This is a genomic window from Thermoanaerobacterium sp. CMT5567-10 (genome assembly GCF_030534315.2).
Lineage (GTDB): Bacteria > Bacillota > Thermoanaerobacteria > Thermoanaerobacterales > Thermoanaerobacteraceae > Thermoanaerobacterium.
This window is the reverse complement of record NZ_CP130558.2, coordinates 342,046-360,895: the sequence shown is the minus strand read 5'-3', so window position 1 is coordinate 360,895 and position 18,850 is coordinate 342,046. Positions and strand designations below refer to the sequence as shown.

Here is an 18,850-nt window from a genome sequence, read left to right as displayed (position 1 = left end):
TTGTAGCTTTTTGTTCTAGCTTCACGCGAATTTATGTTAAATTTACATATATTAAAATTGAGGGGATGCATTTGAAAAAAGTAATGAAACTACAAACAAAGATCATATTATTGGTTGCCACAGTGGTATTTGTTTCTATATCTGGCCATAGAAATATGGAAACTATGGAAGCCATGTATGATGTTTGCTTTTCATCGTGCATGTACAGGCTTGAAATAACCTGCAATAGCCAATGCATAACTATAACTCAAACATTGGTGTGAACTTCCCGGAGTATAATACCCTCCTAAATGTCACAAACAAGGATAGATGAGTCGGAATGCAGGAGAACCTGCATGTGGAATGTGGCGACATGATGAAGCATGCAGGGAGTCGGAGGTGTCATAGTAGTGATGATGTATCATAATATAAATGATGCTGAACGAAGGACACCAGACGGTTAGTTCTTGTAGTAATTCTCAATTGCAACTTTGAAAGTCCTTGAAATAATAGGTAACTAACCATAAGGAATTGTATCCTTATGAATAATAGAGTCAAGGTTGCAAATTTATGATAACTACGCAGGAAATGCCACCATGTAGTATATGAAAGCAAAATTTCTAATGACTATACAGATAAGCAGAAAAATAAAATCAACAAATTCAGAGAATTATTACAAGCAGGTGATAACGATGACGTTAAAGCCTGACTCCGTTAGGGCGACAAATCGTTAGAAAGCCGTATGAGGTGAAAGTTTCACGTACGGGTTGGGATGGTGGAAAATGCAGAGATAACTTCAAGGCTTTACCTATCATCTACAGTGATTTATCATCTTATACAAGTTATTTCCCTGAAACTGGTCAGGATATATATGAAAAAAATCGTTCAAATTGTGTAGCTAAATTTAAAATAGCTAAAGTAGAAGCTTTCTTGAAATATGCTGAAACGAAAATATTACATGAAAAATGGTCACCAGATGCAGTCGTTGGTCATTGTAAGAAAGATCTTAACTGGAATGATAAATCCATGGTCTGTACTAAAACTTTATACAATTATATCGATAGAGGATTATTAGCTGTTAGAAATATTGATTTACCTTTAAAACTACGTTTTAAAACCAAAGAAGAAACATATTCGTAAAAATAAACGTATTGTAGGCAAGAATATCGATGTTAGACCAAAGGAAGTTGAAAACCGATCTTTATAATATTATGTTTTAGACCTTATTTAGTACATCAAAATATTTATTTTATTTTCACGGATTCATGAAGATATATAAAAACTGGTAATATAAGTATATAAGAAGTTATTATTATTGTTATAACCATTTGTTATTTGACTAGGATTTTTACAGGTGCTATACTTATGTTAAAGTTAATTATTTGACGAAGGGATTATAAGTAATACCAGAAATGGACGTTAGTGACAAAACGTCATTACATATATGTTAACATTGATACAACCAACCTGGCCAGAAAATAGAAAGGATTATATTTCTCAGCGATTATCACATAAAATTAAATATATCAGGGTACCTTAACGACTGTGCTAAAGCTCACGTTAATGATATCGGTATAATTGGCATTACAAAGACGGAATACGATTATGGTGATATATAGGGTGTAAAAAGTGTGTGAAAGCGTGTGTTCATCATGCAACGCGTGTTTTATCTGTATAAAAAGGCAAAATTATCAAAGACACCTGTTGCTGCGTCGGCTGTAGCAAATGTGTCTTATTAGTGTGTCCTATCGGTGCTTGGAGCAGGAACCCTAAAAAATTCTACAGAGTATTGATTGGCGACAGAACAGGAAAGCAACAAATACCTCGTATGGGGAAAATCTTTTTAAGCTGGGTTATAAGAAGATGTGGTTTTAGGTGTACTTAAAAACTGGAAAGCATTTTCCGCTTATGTTATGAATAACAAACCTGAATACCTCCACGGCGAACACCTTATTGACAGAGCGGGATATAACAAATTTAAAGAAATGATATTAGAAGATATCAAACTGAACCTAGAAGCTATGGTAGCTCAAAGAGTTTTGTGGGCAGAAACCAAATACAGATTTAACTTTAATTTAAAATCTATAACCCAACATTAATGTTAAAGGAGAAAAAGGGGAACATACGCCATACTATCTATACGCAATTAGATATAACATAAATATAATATCCATCTTCTGAATAATCTAAAGTCTATAGGCTACTATAATAGTAGTATGCCCTTTATTAGCACCTTCAGCACTTTTGTAGTTGTTTTTCTGAGACTGAATCTAAAAACAGAAGCGGCTTTATCAAGCAGCAATATAGGAGTATCTTTTAACAGACAGAGCCAGGGCTGTGGCTTATATTTTGATCATTGGATAAGGTTGTTGATACATGCGATGATGAAAGAAGGAATATTCTTCCTGATTACCAAATTTTTTAAGGAGGAGAGTAGCGTGAAAAATAATTGAATTAAAGTAAAAAAAGATGTACTTAACTAAGGCTTTTATGTAGCAAAAAATTAAACCTTATTGAGTAGCCACAGGAATGTCAGAAGCTTTTATTAAACCTTGGTTAACTAAAAGTTTTATTGCCTGTTTAAGAGCTTTATCTTCCTGTTTTTCAAGCATTTCTTGTGGTATATCAATTTTAACAGATTATTTGGATTGAACTCTTCACCAGTAACAAACTTATGGTATATGGCGGTGAGTATCATCCTTGCAATAGCTATTTTGGTTCTCTTCTTTCCTCTTTGTTTTAAGATGTGTTCATACTTAATTCTGTAGTAAGATGAACGGTTCGATTTCACGGCTGCATGGGCAACTTGTACTAATGCAGGTTAGAGGTAAACACCAGCACGTGTTATTTGAACATATTTCTTCTTACCAGCAGATTTATTCATCTGATATTCTTCGATAGATTCAACAACGATATTTGCTTTTTCTTCAAAGACTTTTGAAGAATTGATAAACAGAGATCATGATCAAAAAAATTAGAGGAAATGAGGTAGTTTATGATAGAAAGAGGCAGTTCTTGGTACTAAACCAAGGTAAAAAAGGTCGTCAATCCCATTTGGAATCTTTTTTATCATCCTTATTCACCCATTTGGGGTTGGCAATAGTGATAAGGATGGTATCTTCCAAAAGGTTATAGCAGGCACCTAATATTTACTGGTAGATTTCATGTACACATCAAAGCAGTTGTTATCAATTAGCCACTGTTTGAATTTGAGAATAGATTTGTTAAAAGTTGAAAATTTCTTTTCTACCTTAAAATGAGTGGTGTCATTGGCTTTGGTGAGATCGGGTTACATGAGGGAAACAAGCGGGAACAGGAGGCTCTACATGAGCAATTGAAGATTGCCAAGGAATATGGGGTTTCAGTAATCATTCATACTCCGCTATAGAACAAGGTTGAAATTACCAAAAAAACAATTGAGATTGTTGCTACTTTGAGGATGAAACCCGGAAAAACGATTATAGACCATGCTAATTTAGATATTATTGACTTAATCGAAGAATTTGGGGTTGTTCCCGGGCTTACCATTTGCAAGGAGGGTTTCACTTCTCAACATATTGATGAATCATCTGGAATGCTTCCAGCGAGGCGCACTAAATAGCGATTACAGCAATCTAAAACCCAATGATCTGCTGAGCGTACCCAAGACAGTGCAGTACCTAGAATTGAATGGGGCTTTACTGGAAGTTATTGCTCAAATTGCGAGATACAATGCTGAGGAAGTTTTTGGTATTTAAACGCTCAGCAATATGATTTATTACCAAGACATAGTATTTAAAAACCAAACCACTTAGTGGTTAATCCATAATAAAGGAGTGGAGAGTATGCCAGTCAACAACAATCAAGAGGAACTTCTTGATTTAACAATTCTTACCTATCTCAAAAAGCTTGGACCAGAATACGCAAAACTTCTGGCGATACGCCTGGGTATATCCTTGGAAGAGAGCAGAAGGCGACTTCAAAGTTTGGAGGAGAGAGGACTAATCAAGCGAGTGGAAAGAAGAATAGTTAAATATTACCATCGACGACGAAAAAGTGTTAAGCATCGAAATCACACATATTATGAGCTCACCAGGAAAGGAGAATTTTTTCTAAGGCAGGATAGGAAGAAAATTGATTTTAATTTTAACATCGAATACCCCAACAGGTAAAATGACTTCTAAGGATTCACATCAGAAAGTTCAAAATTTGATGTATTGGAATAGACTTAAGCAACCAGTGAACAATCTCAGCACAGTTGCGGAATAACACCTGCAAAATCTGGTATCAGAGATATTGACACGGTGAAGGAAATGTGGACTTTACAAAGTTTAATATCTTTATGTAGGTTACAAAAACTGTGTTTGTTCAAGCTTGTTGGTCCCTCAAGAGAAGTGGACTAAGATACACAACATGATAAAATTTCTCTAGGTTATTGCGAAACCTCAAAAGGCTTTAAAATAACGTGGTTTTGCAATAAATAATCTAAAAGTGTCATATGGGAAGGAGGATTTTAAAGTGAAATATGTTGATGTAGAAAAGATTAAAAAAGACTTTCCTATATTAGATGTTAAACCTTATGGTAAAAAGCTTATTTACCTTGACAATGCTGCCACAACTCAAAAGCCAATTGAAGTCATAAAAGCTATGGATAAATATTATGAAGAATTAAACGCCAATGTATACAGAAGCCCACACTATTTAAGCACTCTTTCCACACAGGCTTATGAAGAGGCAAGAGAAAGAGTAAAAAAATTTATTAACGCAAAAAGAGTAGAATCCATAATATTTACGAGAAATACTACAGAATCAATAAACTTTATAGCATATACATGGGGGATGAAATATATAAACGAAGGGGACGAAATAATACTGACAATAGCCGAACACCACAGTAATATGCTTCCATGGCAAATGGTAGCGGAAGCTAAAAAGGCGAGACTCAAATATGTCTATCTTGATGAGAATTTTAGGCTTTCTATGAAAGATTTTAAAGAAAAAATGTCTGACAAAGTAAAGTTGGTTGCTGTACAGCATATGTCAAATGTTTTGGGCATAGTAAATCCTGTGGAGGAGATTACACACATTGCCCACAAATACGGCGCAAAAGTGTTAATAGATGGATCACAAAGTGTACCTCATATGCCGATTGATGCACAAAGAATATCCTGTGATTTTTTTGCTTTTTCTGGCCACAAGATGCTCGGACCTATGGGAATTGGTGTACTTTATATAAAAGAGGACTTGCTTTCTGATGTGCCTCCTTTTTTAAGAGGTGGAGAGATGATAGACGAAGTTTTTGAAGACCGTGCAACTTTTGCTCCACCACCTCTTAAATTTGAAGCAGGTACTCCCAATGTAAAAGGGGCTTGTGTGCTTGTTTCTGCAATAGATTATATAGAAAAAATTGGGCTTTCCAATATTCATAATCACGAAGGCGAGCTTTTGGAGTATGGCCTTCAGAAAATGAAAGAATTAGACTTTGTAAAATTGTATGGCCCCAAAGATGTGAAGGAAAGAGGAGGAATAATTTCCTTCAATGTAGAAGGTGTCCATCCTCACGACGTTGCTACAATATTAGACGAAGAGGGAATTGCTGTAAGAAGTGGGCACCACTGTTGTCTGCCCTTAATGAGATACCTTGGGGTGCCGGCAACTGTAAGAGCAAGCTTTTATCTCTATAACGACTTTGACGAAATTAACGCACTTGTTGAAGGATTGAAAAAAGTCAGGAAGTGGTTTAAATGAGCGATTTAAATCAGCTTTATTCTGAGGTTATAATGGAACATTACGAAAACTCTCCCCATGAAAAAGAACTTAAAGATGCTACTCACAAAGAAAGAGGCTACAATCCTCTTTGCGGCGACGATATTACTCTTTATTTAAAAATGAACGGTGACATTATAGAAGATGCTTCTTTCACAGGTCACGGGTGCGCCATAAGCCAAGCATCAACCTCTATGATGATAGATTTAATAAAAGGAAAAGACAAAAAAGAAGCTTCAAGGCTTGTGCAAGGATTCATAGACATGATACACAAAAAAGACGTAAACCTTGATGAATTAGGTGATGCCCAAGTATTACAGGGGGTATCTGACTTTCCTGCCCGCGTAAAATGTGCTTTACTTGCGTGGAAAGCGCTCCAGGGAATTTTATAAAAAAGAGAAAGGCTAAAAAAGAGGGCACTGAAAAAGTGCTCCTAAGAAATGTAAAAAGTAGAAGAAGCCATGTTTAAAAAAGTAAATACATGACTTCTTCTTTCTTTTATGATATAGTAAAAATATTGAAAATACTAATTTTATAGGAGTTTTAACATGTTGAATTTTGAAAATGCACAAATAAAGATATCAGAATATAGAAGTTTGTATGATATAATAATACACAAGGATAATATTCTTAGGAAAATTAAAGAAAATATTGATTTCAGTTTTGTAAATAAAATGTTAAAAGAAAGTTACTGTGAGTATTATGGTCGTCCAACAAAAGAACCTGAAATGATGTTTTAGTGTATAAAAAATCAAGCAATATTCTGACTCTTTATCCATTCCTCCGTTTCTTTAAGTCTATATGAATTTCCATTCATATTTACTAAAAGGCTTTATGCGTTAGTTTATCTACCATCGCTGCTGTCATTACTGGATCTTGAAATATTTCAGCCCACCTTTCAAATGATAAGTTTGTAAATAAAAGCTCAGATCCCTCTTTGTCAAAAGAGATATAACCTAGAAGGAAAATTAGCAACCTTATACGATTTTCTTTTGCATGTTCCTGTTTTAGGTCATATTCTTTTTGAAGTAATCCATATAAATATTCTTCATAACTTATACTTCTTGTTGCAGCATCTTTTGCATCTTCTTGAAAGTATTTCTTTATTCCTGGTAGTCTTAAGCTTGTTGCAAATTGTTCTATTTCTTTTGATATTTCCTTTTTATTCACTTAAATGACAGCCTTCTCTTTGAAATTTTCAGCCTCTTCAGGTATTAAGCTGCCGAACTTTTTAAGCATTTCTTCCGATGAATCTATATTTTTCTTAACTTTTCGATAGCATCAAGCATCTTTTGAATACCTACTATACCGATATATTGTAAGAGCTCTATAAATTCTTTCTCTTTGGTGGTATAATAGGTATAATATATTTGTTGCAACCTTAGGTCTGCCTGATTAAGTGCTGCACTTGACGGCAGTGCCCCAGGTTTTTTCTTTAGCGTGTTCAAGTAATGCTCTATTTTTATTGACCATTCATTAAGTCCGTATATTCGCTCATGTTCGGCAATTTTTGTATTGTCGTAATAGCAAAGCACTTTATGCGAATATATTTTTGTAAATATGATTTTGCCGACATAAGCATCAGGGACAGAATAATGAATCTATAACTATTGTTGAATATTTATCTGTGCGCAAGTCTTCACATCTTGCTGCATCAAATGGTGGCAATTCGGCAGTTATTAGTTTCTTCCATTGAGTCAAAGCTGTCTTTAAAAGCAGTCTTTATTAGAAAATGCCTTTCTTCTTACAAATTCTACACTTCTTTCAACGTGTCTTTTTTCATTACCTCTATATGTATTGCAAAATCTAAATTTAAAGCAGTAATATATTGATAGTTTTAAAAGCCCTTCTGTTGGTTCTTTTTCACTCCTTCCTACAAATTTTTTGACCATAACTTTTGCGTTGTCATATACTACAGTATGATAAACACCTTTTATATCTTCAAAAAAAGCTGCATGTGCTTCTTGAAAGCATGAAGTATCTTGCTTTGGAAAAAGTTTTGCAAACCTGTAATTACCTTTGGCGCTTGTAAATACAGCCATTTGAAATATTTTTAGCTTGCCTTTAATAAATAATTTAACTTCTCCCCAGTTGAATTTACGCATATTCCCAAGTTGATATTCTGCCTTTATATATGCTTCTTTTTGGTCATTTAATATTTCAATTTATTGCTTGACAAATGGATGTATAACCGATGTCATAGCCTTCTTCTCTTAAAGCATTATATATATCAATTTTCTTTTATGTCTGTTTTCAATATTGTACTTAGACCTTTCAACTATATTATCAATAATCTCTTGAATATCTGTATTTCCATCTATTTTTCCTTCATTTATCAAGTCCCTTCTCTTTTCTTCATATTTTTTAATATATTTTCTAATAACTTTTCTATCGATACCAGTTTCTCTAGATATCTGTCTCTGAGATTTACCATCTCTAATATATGATAATATTATTTCCTGTTTGTCTTTCAAAGAAATCAACTTCACCGCTCCCTCATGCTCTTATTTCATGAGAGAAATTTTATCTTAAAGTGGGGGATTTTTCAACTGAAATACTGGGGTACTTTTAGTGTAACATAAACAAAAAAAGTTTATACAAAATTATCCTTATTGTATTTGGAAAATGCTAATGTAGACAATTGCAAAAATTATTTAAATAAAAATTGATAGGATCCTGAAAATGTAATTAACAGGGAGAAAAGATATTTACAGATAGGCGAAGAAATAACGATTCTAGCGACAAACGAACCTGTGTTTAAAGCAGGAACAGAGCTAAAAAAGTAGTATCAGGATAGGTATAACGCCTGTCCTTTTCGAAATTTTTGTTATTAAGTATCAATTAATCAAATAATTAATTACCGATTTATTGGTAAACCTTAATTGTTTAGGAAATTCATTGTTTCTTTTTGATAAAAGTGCAAAGTATCCTTCTTCATCAAAGTTGTTTTTAATTTTTGCATTTTTAAAACCCAATCTTCTTATTAATTCATAATAAAAATCCTTATAATTGATTATATTTTCTGGTGCCAAATGAAAGATTCCCTTTAAATTATTATTTATTATGTAGCATAATTGTTTTGCTATCATCACATCAGTATTTGTATTATGAAAAAGTTTGGGATAAACAACAATATCTTTGTTATTATGAAGCGAGTTTAATAGTTCGTTCATTCTTGGAGAACTTTTTCCCCAAACTTGAGGAAGTCTTAATATACAAACATTATCATGTAATATTTCTGTCATTCTTTTTTCACAAGCTATCTTATATTGCCCATAATCACTATGAGAATTTGGCAAATCATCTTCATAATGAGGTTTACTTAAGTCATTATCAAAGACATTTGTAGTAGAGAAAAAGTATAAAGTGCCACCATTTTCCATTAGATATTCAGCAACTTTTATATGTAGAATCAATTGCTTATTAAAATCTCCTCTTAAACATGAAACTATGCCATGGGGCTTTAGAGTATTCAATAGAATACTTATGTTATCCGGATCTTCTATGTTGAGTTTAAAACTTCTATCTTGATTCAATGGTACAGGATTTTGAAAGTACGTTGAATAAACCTGAAATTTATCATATTTATTCATCTCATTTATTATTGCTGTTCCTACAAGTCCACTTCCACCTAGTATTAAAATATTGTGCATAATAATTATACCTCCTTAGCCCAAAACTAAAAAGCAGAAGATATGTACAGTTTGTTTTTTTTAATCAATCCTTCCTTAATCTTTTAATAATATTATACAAAAAAACAATAAAAAAGTAACCCAATTAATAATTTTTTAAGTTCTTCCAATGTCTTGTTCTATGCCCTAAAATACATTATAATAAATTTATAGGAAAGCTAAAACGTATACTTTTGTGCTCTTTAATGCTATAATAAACTCAAAACTATTGATATATTTGTAAAGTTTATTAATTTCTATATTTAAGTCGGAGAAGGGAGATAGTGTTTTGGCTATTTTTGCGATAGTTTTGGCACTTATTGGATTGCTTAATTTATTTGCGCCACGCATAGCATGGTTTGCCGCTATTGGTTGGAAAATCCGAACTTGACACAAACAAATTATAACGTAGTGTTTACATATAGTCATAAATGCTATATAATATGCTTTGAAGTATATACTGTATACATAAAAAGGGGGGAAACAATTATGGCACATATTATAACAGATGAATGCATTAGCTGTGGTGCTTGTGCTGCAGAATGCCCTGTAGAAGCTATTCACGAAGGTACTGGCAAATATGAGGTAGATGCTGATACATGCATTGATTGTGGCGCATGTGAATCAGTATGCCCAACAGGAGCTGTAAAAGCTGAATAAAATAAACAAAAAGTCCCTAAAGGGACTTTTTGTTTAAATTTTTTATGGGCTTTAGCCTGTTGAGCTCGCAAAGCGAGCGAAACAAAAAACCACCCGCTATGCGGGTGCGCGACAGAAGTTATACAAAAAATCACCTTTCCGTTATAATAGAGTTGTTCAAGCTACTATATATAACAAAAGGAAAGGTGATTTAATGGCTAATAAACGAGATGAAATGGCACGCACAAAATGGATGTGCAAATACCACATTGTGTTCACTCCTAAGTATAGACGAAAAATAATATATAATCAATACAAAGAAAGTATAAGGGATATATTAAAAGAACTATGTAAATACAAAGGAGTGGAAATAATAGAAGGACATCTAATGCCGGATCATGTACACATGTTAGTGAGTATACCACCAAAAATTAGTGTATCTAGTTTTATGGGATACTTAAAAGGGAAGAGTGCATTGATGATATTTGACAGGCATGCAAATCTAAAGTATAAATTTGGCAATAGACATTTTTGGGCGGAAGGATATTATGTAAGCACTGTAGGACTAAATGAGGCAACAATAAAGAAATACATTCAGGAACAAGAAAAGCGAGATATTATGTTGGACAAATTAAGTGTAAAAGAATATGAGGACCCCTTTAAGGGGTAGCCCGTAGTACATTTGTCCCTTTAGGGACGAGCAAAAGTGACAAATGCATGGTGGCTTGAACAAAGTGAAAGCCAGCGCCTTTAGACGCTGGCTAGTAATAGAGGCTTATAGCCTCAGAGCAAACCACCCGTTTTACGGGTGGTTATGATTGACTTTAAAATTTTAAAGTGGTATAATCTACAATAAAATATTTAGAGAAATTAGGAGGAGTCATTATGCCTATAGTATATCTTAATGGCGAGTTTGTAGATAGTGAAAAAGCAGCCATTTCTGTTTTTGACCATGGTTTTCTTTATGGTGATGGTGTTTTTGAAGGAATCAGGACATATGATGGTGTTATTTTTAAACTTGATGATCACCTAAAGAGGCTTTACAATATGGCAAAAGCGCTTCTTCTGGATATCCCTTTAAGCAAAGAAGAAATGGCTGAGAAAATTTGTGAGACAGTAAGGCGCAATAATTTAAAGGATGCATACATAAGGCTTGTTGTATCAAGAGGAAAAGGCGATTTAGGTCTGGATCCTTATAAATGTTCTAAGCCGACAGTCGTAATAATTGCGGATGAAATTTCTTTATATCCAGAAGAGATGTATCAAAATGGATTAAAAATAATTACTTCTACGTTCAGACGAAATTCAATTCAGACTTTAGATCCGCAAATAAAATCTTTGAATTATTTAAATAATATATTAGCAAAAATCGAAGCAGTAAAAGCAGGTTATCCTGAGGCGCTTTTATTGAATGTAGATGGTTATGTTGTAGAGTGTACAGGAGATAATGTATTTATAGTATCGGATGGTGTTTTGTATACACCGCCATCTGCTGCAGGAGCGCTTGGAGGTATAACAAGGGCCACTGTAATTGACATAGCAAAAAAATTGGGAATACCATTTGAAGAAAAGTATTTTTCGCTTTTCAATGTATATACAGCGGATGAATGCTTCTTAACTGGTACTGCTGCAGAAGCCATTCCGGTAACTGAAGTTGATAAAAGAGTAATTGGAAATGGTAAACCTGGAGAAATTACGAAAAAAATCATTGAAGAATTCAAGAAAGTAAGAACTTTGTACGGAACAAAAGTATATTAAAGAAATCGAAGAAAACGCATGGATTGACCATGCGTTTTAAGTTGCCAGGAGGTTAAACGCTATAATGGAGAGAATGTACTATTATGACAGTTATAAAAGGTCTTTTACTGCTAATGTTGTTGATGCAAGTTTTGTAAATGGACATTATGAAATAATTCTTGATGAAACATATTTTTATCCTGAAAGCGGCGGACAACCTGCAGATACTGGAACTATAGATGAAATAAAAGTTGAGAATGTCATTTTAAAAAATAATAAAGTCATTCATATGTTAAAAGAAATTCCTAAAAATAAAAGTGTATTTTGTGAAATAGATTGGGAAAAAAGATTTGACAATATGCAGCAACATAGCGGCCAACATCTTTTATCAGCAGTATTTTATAAATTATATAATGCAGAAACGGAAAGTTTTAGCATAGGAGATGATTGTTCTCATATAACATTGACGAACAACAATCTTAGTGAAAGTGAACTTGCAGAAGCTGAAGAGGAAGCAAATAAGATAATATATTCAAATTTGCCAATTTCGACATATTTTGTAGACAATAAAGAGTTAGCTAAATTGCCTTTAAGAAAGAAACCAAAGGTTAATGAAAATATTAGGATTGTAGAGATTAAAGATATAGACTATTCACCTTGTGGAGGTACACATGTAAAAAGTTTAGGTGAAATAGGATTAATAAAAATTAGAAATTATGAGAAATCAAAAAAAGGTATTAGAATAGAATTTTTATGCGGTCTCAGAGCCATTAAAGATTATAATGTCAAGAATAATTGTATTAATACGTTAATATCATTATTATCTGTAAAAGAAGATGAAATTTTAGGGAAAGTGAATAAATTAGTTTTGGAGAATAAGGAATTAAAAAAGGAATTAAACATGATGAAAGAAAATATACTTTTATATGAGGCAGAAAAATTAATTAGTGAATCAGTTGATTTAAAAAAATACAAATTGGTGACAAAGACTTTTAATGATAGAGATTTAAAAGAATTAAGGACTTTATCTCAAATTGTCACAAAAGAAAAAGGGATTGTTTGTATTTTATGTAGTATTTCAAAAAGCGCTAATATAGTTATATCGAGATCTGAGGATGTTAATATAAATATAAATTCGTTTTTTAATTCAGTATTAGATATAATAGATGGAAATGGTGGCGGGAATCAAAAAATATGTCAAGGATGTGGAAAAGTAGAAAATATAGATAAAGCATTAGAAAAAGCTATTGATATCATATCAAATTAATGAAAAAAATTTTAACTATTATGCAGGAAAATAATAACATTTATAGAATATATAACAATAATTAGAATATTCTATAGGAGTTGAATCAAAATGGGAAAAAGAGAATCGTCATCAGCGGAAATTTTGATAGAAAAAATAAAGCAAAAAATTTCAAATGATGACATATTGGGAAACATCTTAAATGGAGAAATATTGACAATTAGAGAAGGATGTGAAGATTGGGAGATTGAATACGGGAGAAATATAGTAGATATATATAAAAAATTGTCAAAATTAGTGGAAAAAATTAGATAAAATTTCTGCTTTATCCTATTGAATTTTTTGGTTCCTAATGATAAAATTGTATATGCGATTTTTAGAAAAGGGGAACTAATGATGTACAATAAAATATCTATATTAGAAGAACAGATAAGCAATTTACGAGATGAACTTGATGACTTAATAAAGCAGGAAGAAGTAAAATATGATATAGTGCTTGATTTGAGTCGAAAACTGGATGATTTAATCGTATTATATGTGACGACTAAAGCCAAAAAACATTTATCAAATGGTGATATTGTGCAATAAATATGTTATAATTATATCTAAAGGGGAGTAACTCTTCGTTAATCAGTCGTCAATACGGTGAAAACACCCGGCTGGTTAAGCAAATTTGCGAGTGAGACCTTTATTTTGGGGAATAATACAAAATAAAGGTCTTTATTTATATTATACAAAAATTAGGAGGAATACGATGAAGGAAAATTGGATTCTTGATATTGATGAAGTTTCAAGCAATTTGAAGACAGATGTAAAGAAAGGGCTTTCGTCAGAAGAAGCCAAAAAGAGACTAGAAAAATACGGTCCAAACAATTTAAGTGAAAAAAAGAAAAGAACCGCCCTTTCAATGTTATTGGATCAATTTAAAGATTATATGGTAATTATTTTAATAATTGCTTCTATAGTTTCGTTTTTTCTAGGCGAGATTACAGATGCAGTAATAATTTTGTTTATCATTTTGTTAAATGCCTTCTTAGGAATGATACAAGAAAATAATGCCGAAAAATCTCTTGAATCTCTTAAAAAATTGTCTGCACCGGTATCGCGAGTATTAAGAGATGGAAAAGTTATAGAGATAGAATCACGGTATCTTGTTCCTGGTGATATAGTATTTTTAGAAGCTGGAAATTTTGTTCCGGCAGATGGCAGAATTATAGAATCTGCAAATTTGAAAGTTGATGAATCTGCTCTCACGGGTGAATCAATTGCATCAGAAAAAATAGCAGGTAAATTGTCAGATAAAAATTTGAATGTCGGCGATAGAATTAATATGGTTTATATGGGAACAATTGTAACCTATGGTAGAGGACTATTTGTAGTAACAGAGACCGGCATGGATACTGAGATGGGTAAAATTGCAAAAATGTTGGACAATGATGATAAAGTAAAGACACCACTTCAGATTAAATTAGAGCAGTTAGGTAAATATCTTGGTACAGGAGCTCTTATTATATGTGCGATTATATTTATAATAGGAGTAATGGAAAAAAGGCCTGTATTTGATATGTTCATGACATCAGTAAGTCTTGCTGTTGCTGCTATTCCTGAAGGATTGCCTGCCATAGTGACAATTACTTTAGCTTTAGGCGTTCAAAAGATGATTAAGAGAAACGCTATAATAAGAAAACTTCCTGCAGTAGAGACATTAGGAAGTGCCAATGTCATATGCTCTGATAAAACAGGTACTTTGACACAAAATAAAATGACTGTTGTCAAGGTTTATACTGATTTTAAAGAGTTAGATTTAGATGATCAATATGACAATAAAGCTGATTTTTTACTAGAATGTTCAACTCTTTGTACTGATGCGTTTATAGATGATAAAGGTAAAAGTTTTGGAGATCCGACAGAAGTTGCGATAGTATCTGTTTTTGAAAAGAATCTTTATAAAAAATCGGATTTGGAAAATAAATATCCTAGAGTAGCAGAAATCCCTTTTGATTCCGACAGAAAGATGATGACGACGATTCATAAAGCCCATGACAATAATTACAAAGTCATAACAAAAGGCGCCTTTGACAGTGTTATAGAAAGGTGTAAATACATATTAAAAGATGGGAAGATAGAAAATTTGACTGATGATGATAAATCAGAAATCAAACTAGAAAATGAGAAGATGGGAAATAATGCATTAAGGGTTTTGGCAATATCTTATAAAAATACTGATAATATTCCAGAAAAGCTAAGCAGTGATGATGTGGAGAAGGATTTGATATTTATTGGGTTGCTAGGTATGATAGATCCACCTAGAGAAGAAGTCAAAAAATCTGTTGATATCTGCAAGATGGCAGGAATTAAGCCTGTTATGATAACAGGTGACCACAAAATTACAGCTACGGCTATTGCAAAAGAATTGGGGATTTTAAATAAGGGTGATATGGCTGTAACAGGCCGAGAATTAGAAGCGATGACTGATGATGAGTTGTATAAAAAAGTAAAAGATATATCTGTATATGCCAGAGTTTCACCAGAACATAAGATGAGGATTGTTAAAGCGTGGCAGAGGAATAATGCAGTTGTAGCCATGACTGGTGATGGTGTAAATGATGCACCAGCATTAAAACAGGCAGACATAGGTGCTGCAATGGGAATAACAGGTACTGATGTAGCAAAAGATTCCGCAGATATGGTATTAACTGACGATAATTTTGCGACAATAGTTGCTGCGATAGAAGAAGGTAGGACTATATATGAAAATATAAAAAAGTCTATTCATTACCTTTTATCATGCAATATAGGCGAAATACTTGTTCTTTTAATTGCTACATTAGCAGGTATGCCAATGCCGCTTAAACCAATTCATATCTTATGGGTAAATCTTGTGACAGATAGTCTACCAGCGTTAGCGTTAGGTGTTGAGCCAGCTGATAAAGACATCATGACCAAAAAACCAAGGCCAAAAAATGAAAACATCTTTGCTGATGGACTTATGCTTAGAATACCTGTTGAAGGTATAATGATAGGATTAGTGTCATTTATAGCATTTTTATTTGGGTTAAGAGAAAATATTACTAACGCAAGAACGATGGCATTTGCTGTTTTAACTTTTTCGCAGCTTTCTCAAGCATTGAATGTAAGATCCAACAAGTCAATATTTAAAATTGGCCTATTTAAAAATAAATATATGGTATTGGCTTTAGCTGTTTCAATATTTCTTCAACTTGTGGTTATATTGACTCCGCTTAATGCTATATTTGGCATAAAAAATATAAACATATACGATTGGGATATTATAATTTTATTATCGCTTTTGCCTATTATAATTATGGAGATAGTAAAAGCTTTATTCTTCAAATCAAAATAAAATATTAAAACCACCTTATGTGATATGCCACATATCAGCAAGCAGTTATGTTTTTGCTGCCTACTATATGAGCATATCAGTTAATAAGGTGGTTTTTACGTTACAATATGTGGATATAAAATAGCAGAGATAACTTGTATTATTACTGTTGCTAATATCAGTATTAACCAATCAAAACCAATTTAGTTACGAGATTCATCTTATGGTTGATTTCACGCAACAGATATTCTAATGATTTTATTTCTGTATCCATTTAATCAGCCTCCCAAATAATTCGGAAACCGTACTTTATGATTATAGTATAAAATATCCTAAATGTCAAAAGTTTCATTTTCATTATGAGCAAAAATATTGATTGTTTGTATATTGTATTTATTGAATTATAACAATTGTATGGTATAATAATTTTAATTAAAAATGGGAGGTATGCATGTGAGAGAAAAAGACTTTAAACGACTCGTCTATATAGCTTTAATGACTGCACTTATTACTGTAGGTACTATGGTTATACAGATTCCTACACCTTATACAAAAGGATATATAAATATTGGAGATTCATTTATATTCTTATCAGCTTCAATATTAGGACCTTTTGGTGGATTCATTTCCGGCGGCGTTGGTTCGGCATTAGCTGATCTTTTGTCTGGATATGCTGTATGGGCGCCGTGGACTTTTGTCATAAAAGGGCTAGAAGGACTTATAGTTGCACTTTTACTAAGGAGGAAGAGTACGAAATATTTTATCCGAATTGCAGCTTTTATTTTAGCAGCGATATGGATGGTAGTCGGCTATTACATCGGTGGCGCCGTTATGTATGGTTTTAAAGCAGCTTTAGCTGATGTACCAGGAAATGTTATTCAAGGTATAGGCAGCGTAATTATCGGCTCCATTCTTGTTGAATCATTATCGAGAATAAAATATTTTAAAGACTTAAAGCAAGGTTAATGATAACTTGCTTTTTTCTTTACAAAAATGTATTATTTTATATAAGGATGGCCCAGGGGTGGTATAAATGATAGACACAGTGATGTTTGATTTAGATGGTACTCTATTGCCTGTAGATACTGATAAAATGATCATGGATTATTTTAAAGCTATATCGAAAAAAATATCTGCTCATTTTGAGCCGTTATTTTTTCAAAAAGCTCTTTTTACTGCCAGCATGGATATGATAAACAATTTAGATCCTGAGAAGACAAACGAAGAAGCATTTTTTGATTCATTTTTAAAAATAGTAAAATATCCAAAGGAAAAATTGATGAAAATTTTTAATGATTTTTATGAAAATGACTATAAAAATTTGGGATTAGATGTTTGTAAAAATGAGTATGTAAAGATGTCGGTAGAATTGCTGAAGAAAAAGGGCTATGATATTGTACTTGCTACAAACCCAATTTTCCCAGATACAGCAATAAAAGAAAGATTGAGATGGGCCGGTCTTGACCATACATATTTTAGTTTTATAACATCTTATGAGATAATGCACTATTGCAAGCCTTATATTGAATATTACAAAGAGATTGTTTATAAACTTAATAAAAATCCACAGAATTGTATCATGATAGGAAATGATGTTGATGAAGATATAGTGTCTTCCAGCATCGGATTTAAGACATTTCTAGTAGATGAATTCATGATAAATAGGTCATCAAAAGATATTTCAACTATAGATCGAGGGAATTACAGAGATATGTACGAGTATATTAAGAGATTACCTGTTATTAGATAGGAGATGATTTGTGTGAAACTTACAATTCTTGGTTTTCATGGACCGTATCCTGGAGTCGATGGTGCATGTTCAGGCTATTTACTGGAGGATAATGATTTAAATGTACTTATTGATTGTGGCAGTGGTGTTATAAGCAGATATCAGCGATTTCATGATTTGCAGGATTTAAAGTACATAATACTTACACATCTACATTCGGACCATATGTCAGACATGCTTGTATTAAGGTATGCTGTAGACATTATGATGAGAAAAGGTTATATAAAAGAGCCTATAAATGTGTTCTGCCCTAGTGAGCCTGTTAATGTTTTGGAAGAGTTAAATTTTAATGGGGTTTTTAAAATTAAAAATATAGATGAGGATTTAAAGCTAAATATTGGGAATTTGAATATATCATTTAAAAAAGTTGAGCATCCTGTTAGTACTTTTGCCGTTAAGTTTAATGATGGTCAAAGGACTTTTGTATTTAGCAGTGATACGGTATACTGTGATGACATTGTTTCCTTTGCTGAAAATTCTGATTTATTTTTATGCGATGGCAATTTATTAAATGGTGAGAAGGGACCGCATCTTACGACAAGGCAGGCAGCGGAAATTTCGAAAAAGGCTTTATGTAAAAAACTTATTATTACGCATCTTTGGCCACAACATGCTGTAGAAGACTATGTTAAAGAAGCATCTGAAGTGATACATGATGTAAATATAGCAAAACCTTTTGATGTATATTACATATGATAATT

The 18,850-nt window shown here is 32.6% G+C and carries 20 protein-coding genes and 4 pseudogenes; 18 read left to right on the top strand and 6 right to left on the bottom strand.

Annotated features, from left to right (window positions below; all coding sequences use genetic code 11):
* The first annotated feature begins 71 nt into the window (after window positions 1–71).
* The 3 genes and pseudogenes from Q2T46_RS01965 to Q2T46_RS15470 form a co-directional block, all read left to right on the top strand.
* Window positions 72–263 (top strand): hypothetical protein, encoded by a 192-nt coding sequence (locus Q2T46_RS01965; protein ID WP_303264492.1) that lies wholly within the window; start codon window positions 72–74, stop codon window positions 261–263.
* 535 nt (window positions 264–798) lie between these two features.
* A pseudogene (locus Q2T46_RS01960) lies at window positions 799–1,177 on the top strand (IS30 family transposase); the annotation flags it as partial.
* 224 nt (window positions 1,178–1,401) lie between these two features.
* A pseudogene (locus tag Q2T46_RS15470) lies at window positions 1,402–2,078 on the top strand (sulfite reductase subunit C); the annotation flags it as partial.
* A 411-nt stretch (window positions 2,079–2,489) separates the two neighbouring features.
* On the opposite strand, the pseudogene Q2T46_RS15465 reads toward Q2T46_RS15470, so the two are convergent.
* A pseudogene (locus Q2T46_RS15465) lies at window positions 2,490–3,226 on the bottom strand (IS110 family transposase); the annotation flags it as partial.
* On the opposite strand from Q2T46_RS15465, the pseudogene Q2T46_RS15460 reads away from it, so the two are divergent.
* The 5 genes and pseudogenes from Q2T46_RS15460 to Q2T46_RS01925 form a co-directional block, all read left to right on the top strand.
* Window positions 3,227–3,716: pseudogene (locus Q2T46_RS15460) on the top strand (hydrolase TatD); the annotation flags it as partial.
* A gap of 87 nt (window positions 3,717–3,803) precedes the next feature.
* Entirely contained in the window at window positions 3,804–4,130 is a 327-nt protein-coding gene (locus Q2T46_RS01940) for a DUF2250 domain-containing protein (RefSeq protein WP_303264493.1), read from the top strand.
* Window positions 4,131–4,476: 346 nt separating this feature from the next.
* On the top strand, window positions 4,477–5,706 hold the full coding sequence (locus Q2T46_RS01935) for a cysteine desulfurase (protein ID WP_303264494.1): 1,230 nt from the start codon (window positions 4,477–4,479) through the stop codon (window positions 5,704–5,706).
* Window positions 5,703–6,116: a Fe-S cluster assembly sulfur transfer protein SufU gene (gene sufU / locus Q2T46_RS01930; protein WP_303264495.1), complete on the top strand. Its 414-nt coding sequence runs from the start codon at window positions 5,703–5,705 to the stop codon at window positions 6,114–6,116. Before Q2T46_RS01935 ends, sufU begins: the two co-directional genes overlap by 4 nt.
* Before the next feature lie 156 nt (window positions 6,117–6,272).
* Window positions 6,273–6,464, top strand: coding sequence for a hypothetical protein (locus tag Q2T46_RS01925; protein WP_303265833.1), 192 nt, complete (start codon window positions 6,273–6,275; stop codon window positions 6,462–6,464).
* Between the two features lie 82 nt (window positions 6,465–6,546).
* On the opposite strand, the gene Q2T46_RS01920 is transcribed toward Q2T46_RS01925, so the two are convergent.
* From Q2T46_RS01920 to Q2T46_RS01900, 5 genes are all read right to left on the bottom strand, one after another.
* Entirely contained in the window at window positions 6,547–6,894 is a 348-nt protein-coding gene (locus Q2T46_RS01920; RefSeq protein ID WP_303264496.1) for an ATP-binding protein, read from the bottom strand.
* A gap of 83 nt (window positions 6,895–6,977) precedes the next feature.
* Window positions 6,978–7,274 carry a hypothetical protein gene (locus tag Q2T46_RS01915; RefSeq protein ID WP_399388496.1) on the bottom strand — a complete coding sequence of 99 codons (297 nt, stop codon included), beginning with the start codon at window positions 7,272–7,274 and terminating at the stop codon, window positions 6,978–6,980.
* A gap of 159 nt (window positions 7,275–7,433) precedes the next feature.
* Window positions 7,434–7,829 (bottom strand): hypothetical protein, encoded by a 396-nt coding sequence (locus Q2T46_RS01910; RefSeq protein WP_303264497.1) that lies wholly within the window; start codon window positions 7,827–7,829, stop codon window positions 7,434–7,436.
* Window positions 7,830–7,937: 108 nt separating this feature from the next.
* Window positions 7,938–8,213 carry a helix-turn-helix domain-containing protein gene (locus Q2T46_RS01905; RefSeq protein ID WP_303264498.1) on the bottom strand — a complete coding sequence of 92 codons (276 nt, stop codon included), beginning with the start codon at window positions 8,211–8,213 and terminating at the stop codon, window positions 7,938–7,940.
* Between the two features lie 348 nt (window positions 8,214–8,561).
* Window positions 8,562–9,377 (bottom strand): sugar nucleotide-binding protein, encoded by an 816-nt coding sequence (locus tag Q2T46_RS01900; protein ID WP_303264499.1) that lies wholly within the window; start codon window positions 9,375–9,377, stop codon window positions 8,562–8,564.
* 507 nt (window positions 9,378–9,884) lie between these two features.
* Between Q2T46_RS01900 and Q2T46_RS01895 the strand changes: the two genes are divergently transcribed.
* The 10 genes from Q2T46_RS01895 to Q2T46_RS01850 all read left to right on the top strand — a co-directional run bounded on the left by Q2T46_RS01895 (window position 9,885) and on the right by Q2T46_RS01850 (window position 18,845).
* A complete protein-coding gene (locus Q2T46_RS01895; protein WP_303264500.1) occupies window positions 9,885–10,055 on the top strand; it encodes a DUF362 domain-containing protein in 171 nt (56 codons plus the stop codon).
* A 193-nt stretch (window positions 10,056–10,248) separates the two neighbouring features.
* Window positions 10,249–10,704 (top strand): IS200/IS605 family transposase, encoded by a 456-nt coding sequence (gene tnpA / locus Q2T46_RS01890; protein WP_303264274.1) that lies wholly within the window; start codon window positions 10,249–10,251, stop codon window positions 10,702–10,704.
* 215 nt (window positions 10,705–10,919) lie between these two features.
* Window positions 10,920–11,792 carry a branched-chain-amino-acid transaminase gene (gene ilvE, locus Q2T46_RS01885; protein WP_303264501.1) on the top strand — a complete coding sequence of 291 codons (873 nt, stop codon included), beginning with the start codon at window positions 10,920–10,922 and terminating at the stop codon, window positions 11,790–11,792.
* 64 nt (window positions 11,793–11,856) lie between these two features.
* Window positions 11,857–13,038 (top strand): DHHA1 domain-containing protein, encoded by a 1,182-nt coding sequence (locus tag Q2T46_RS01880; protein ID WP_303264502.1) that lies wholly within the window; start codon window positions 11,857–11,859, stop codon window positions 13,036–13,038.
* A gap of 90 nt (window positions 13,039–13,128) precedes the next feature.
* A complete protein-coding gene (locus Q2T46_RS01875) occupies window positions 13,129–13,332 on the top strand; it encodes a hypothetical protein (RefSeq protein ID WP_303264503.1) in 204 nt (67 codons plus the stop codon).
* 81 nt (window positions 13,333–13,413) lie between these two features.
* Window positions 13,414–13,605 (top strand): aspartyl-phosphate phosphatase Spo0E family protein, encoded by a 192-nt coding sequence (locus Q2T46_RS01870; RefSeq protein WP_311062300.1) that lies wholly within the window; start codon window positions 13,414–13,416, stop codon window positions 13,603–13,605.
* 166 nt (window positions 13,606–13,771) lie between these two features.
* A complete protein-coding gene (locus Q2T46_RS01865) occupies window positions 13,772–16,381 on the top strand; it encodes a calcium-transporting P-type ATPase, PMR1-type (RefSeq protein WP_303264505.1) in 2,610 nt (869 codons plus the stop codon).
* A 432-nt stretch (window positions 16,382–16,813) separates the two neighbouring features.
* Entirely contained in the window at window positions 16,814–17,326 is a 513-nt protein-coding gene (locus tag Q2T46_RS01860) for an ECF transporter S component (protein WP_311062299.1), read from the top strand.
* A 67-nt stretch (window positions 17,327–17,393) separates the two neighbouring features.
* Complete coding sequence (locus tag Q2T46_RS01855) at window positions 17,394–18,110, top strand: HAD family hydrolase (protein ID WP_303264507.1); 717 nt, start codon at window positions 17,394–17,396, stop codon at window positions 18,108–18,110.
* Window positions 18,111–18,122: 12 nt separating this feature from the next.
* Window positions 18,123–18,845, top strand: coding sequence for an MBL fold metallo-hydrolase (locus Q2T46_RS01850; protein WP_311062298.1), 723 nt, complete (start codon window positions 18,123–18,125; stop codon window positions 18,843–18,845).
* Window positions 18,846–18,850: the final 5 nt, after the last annotated feature.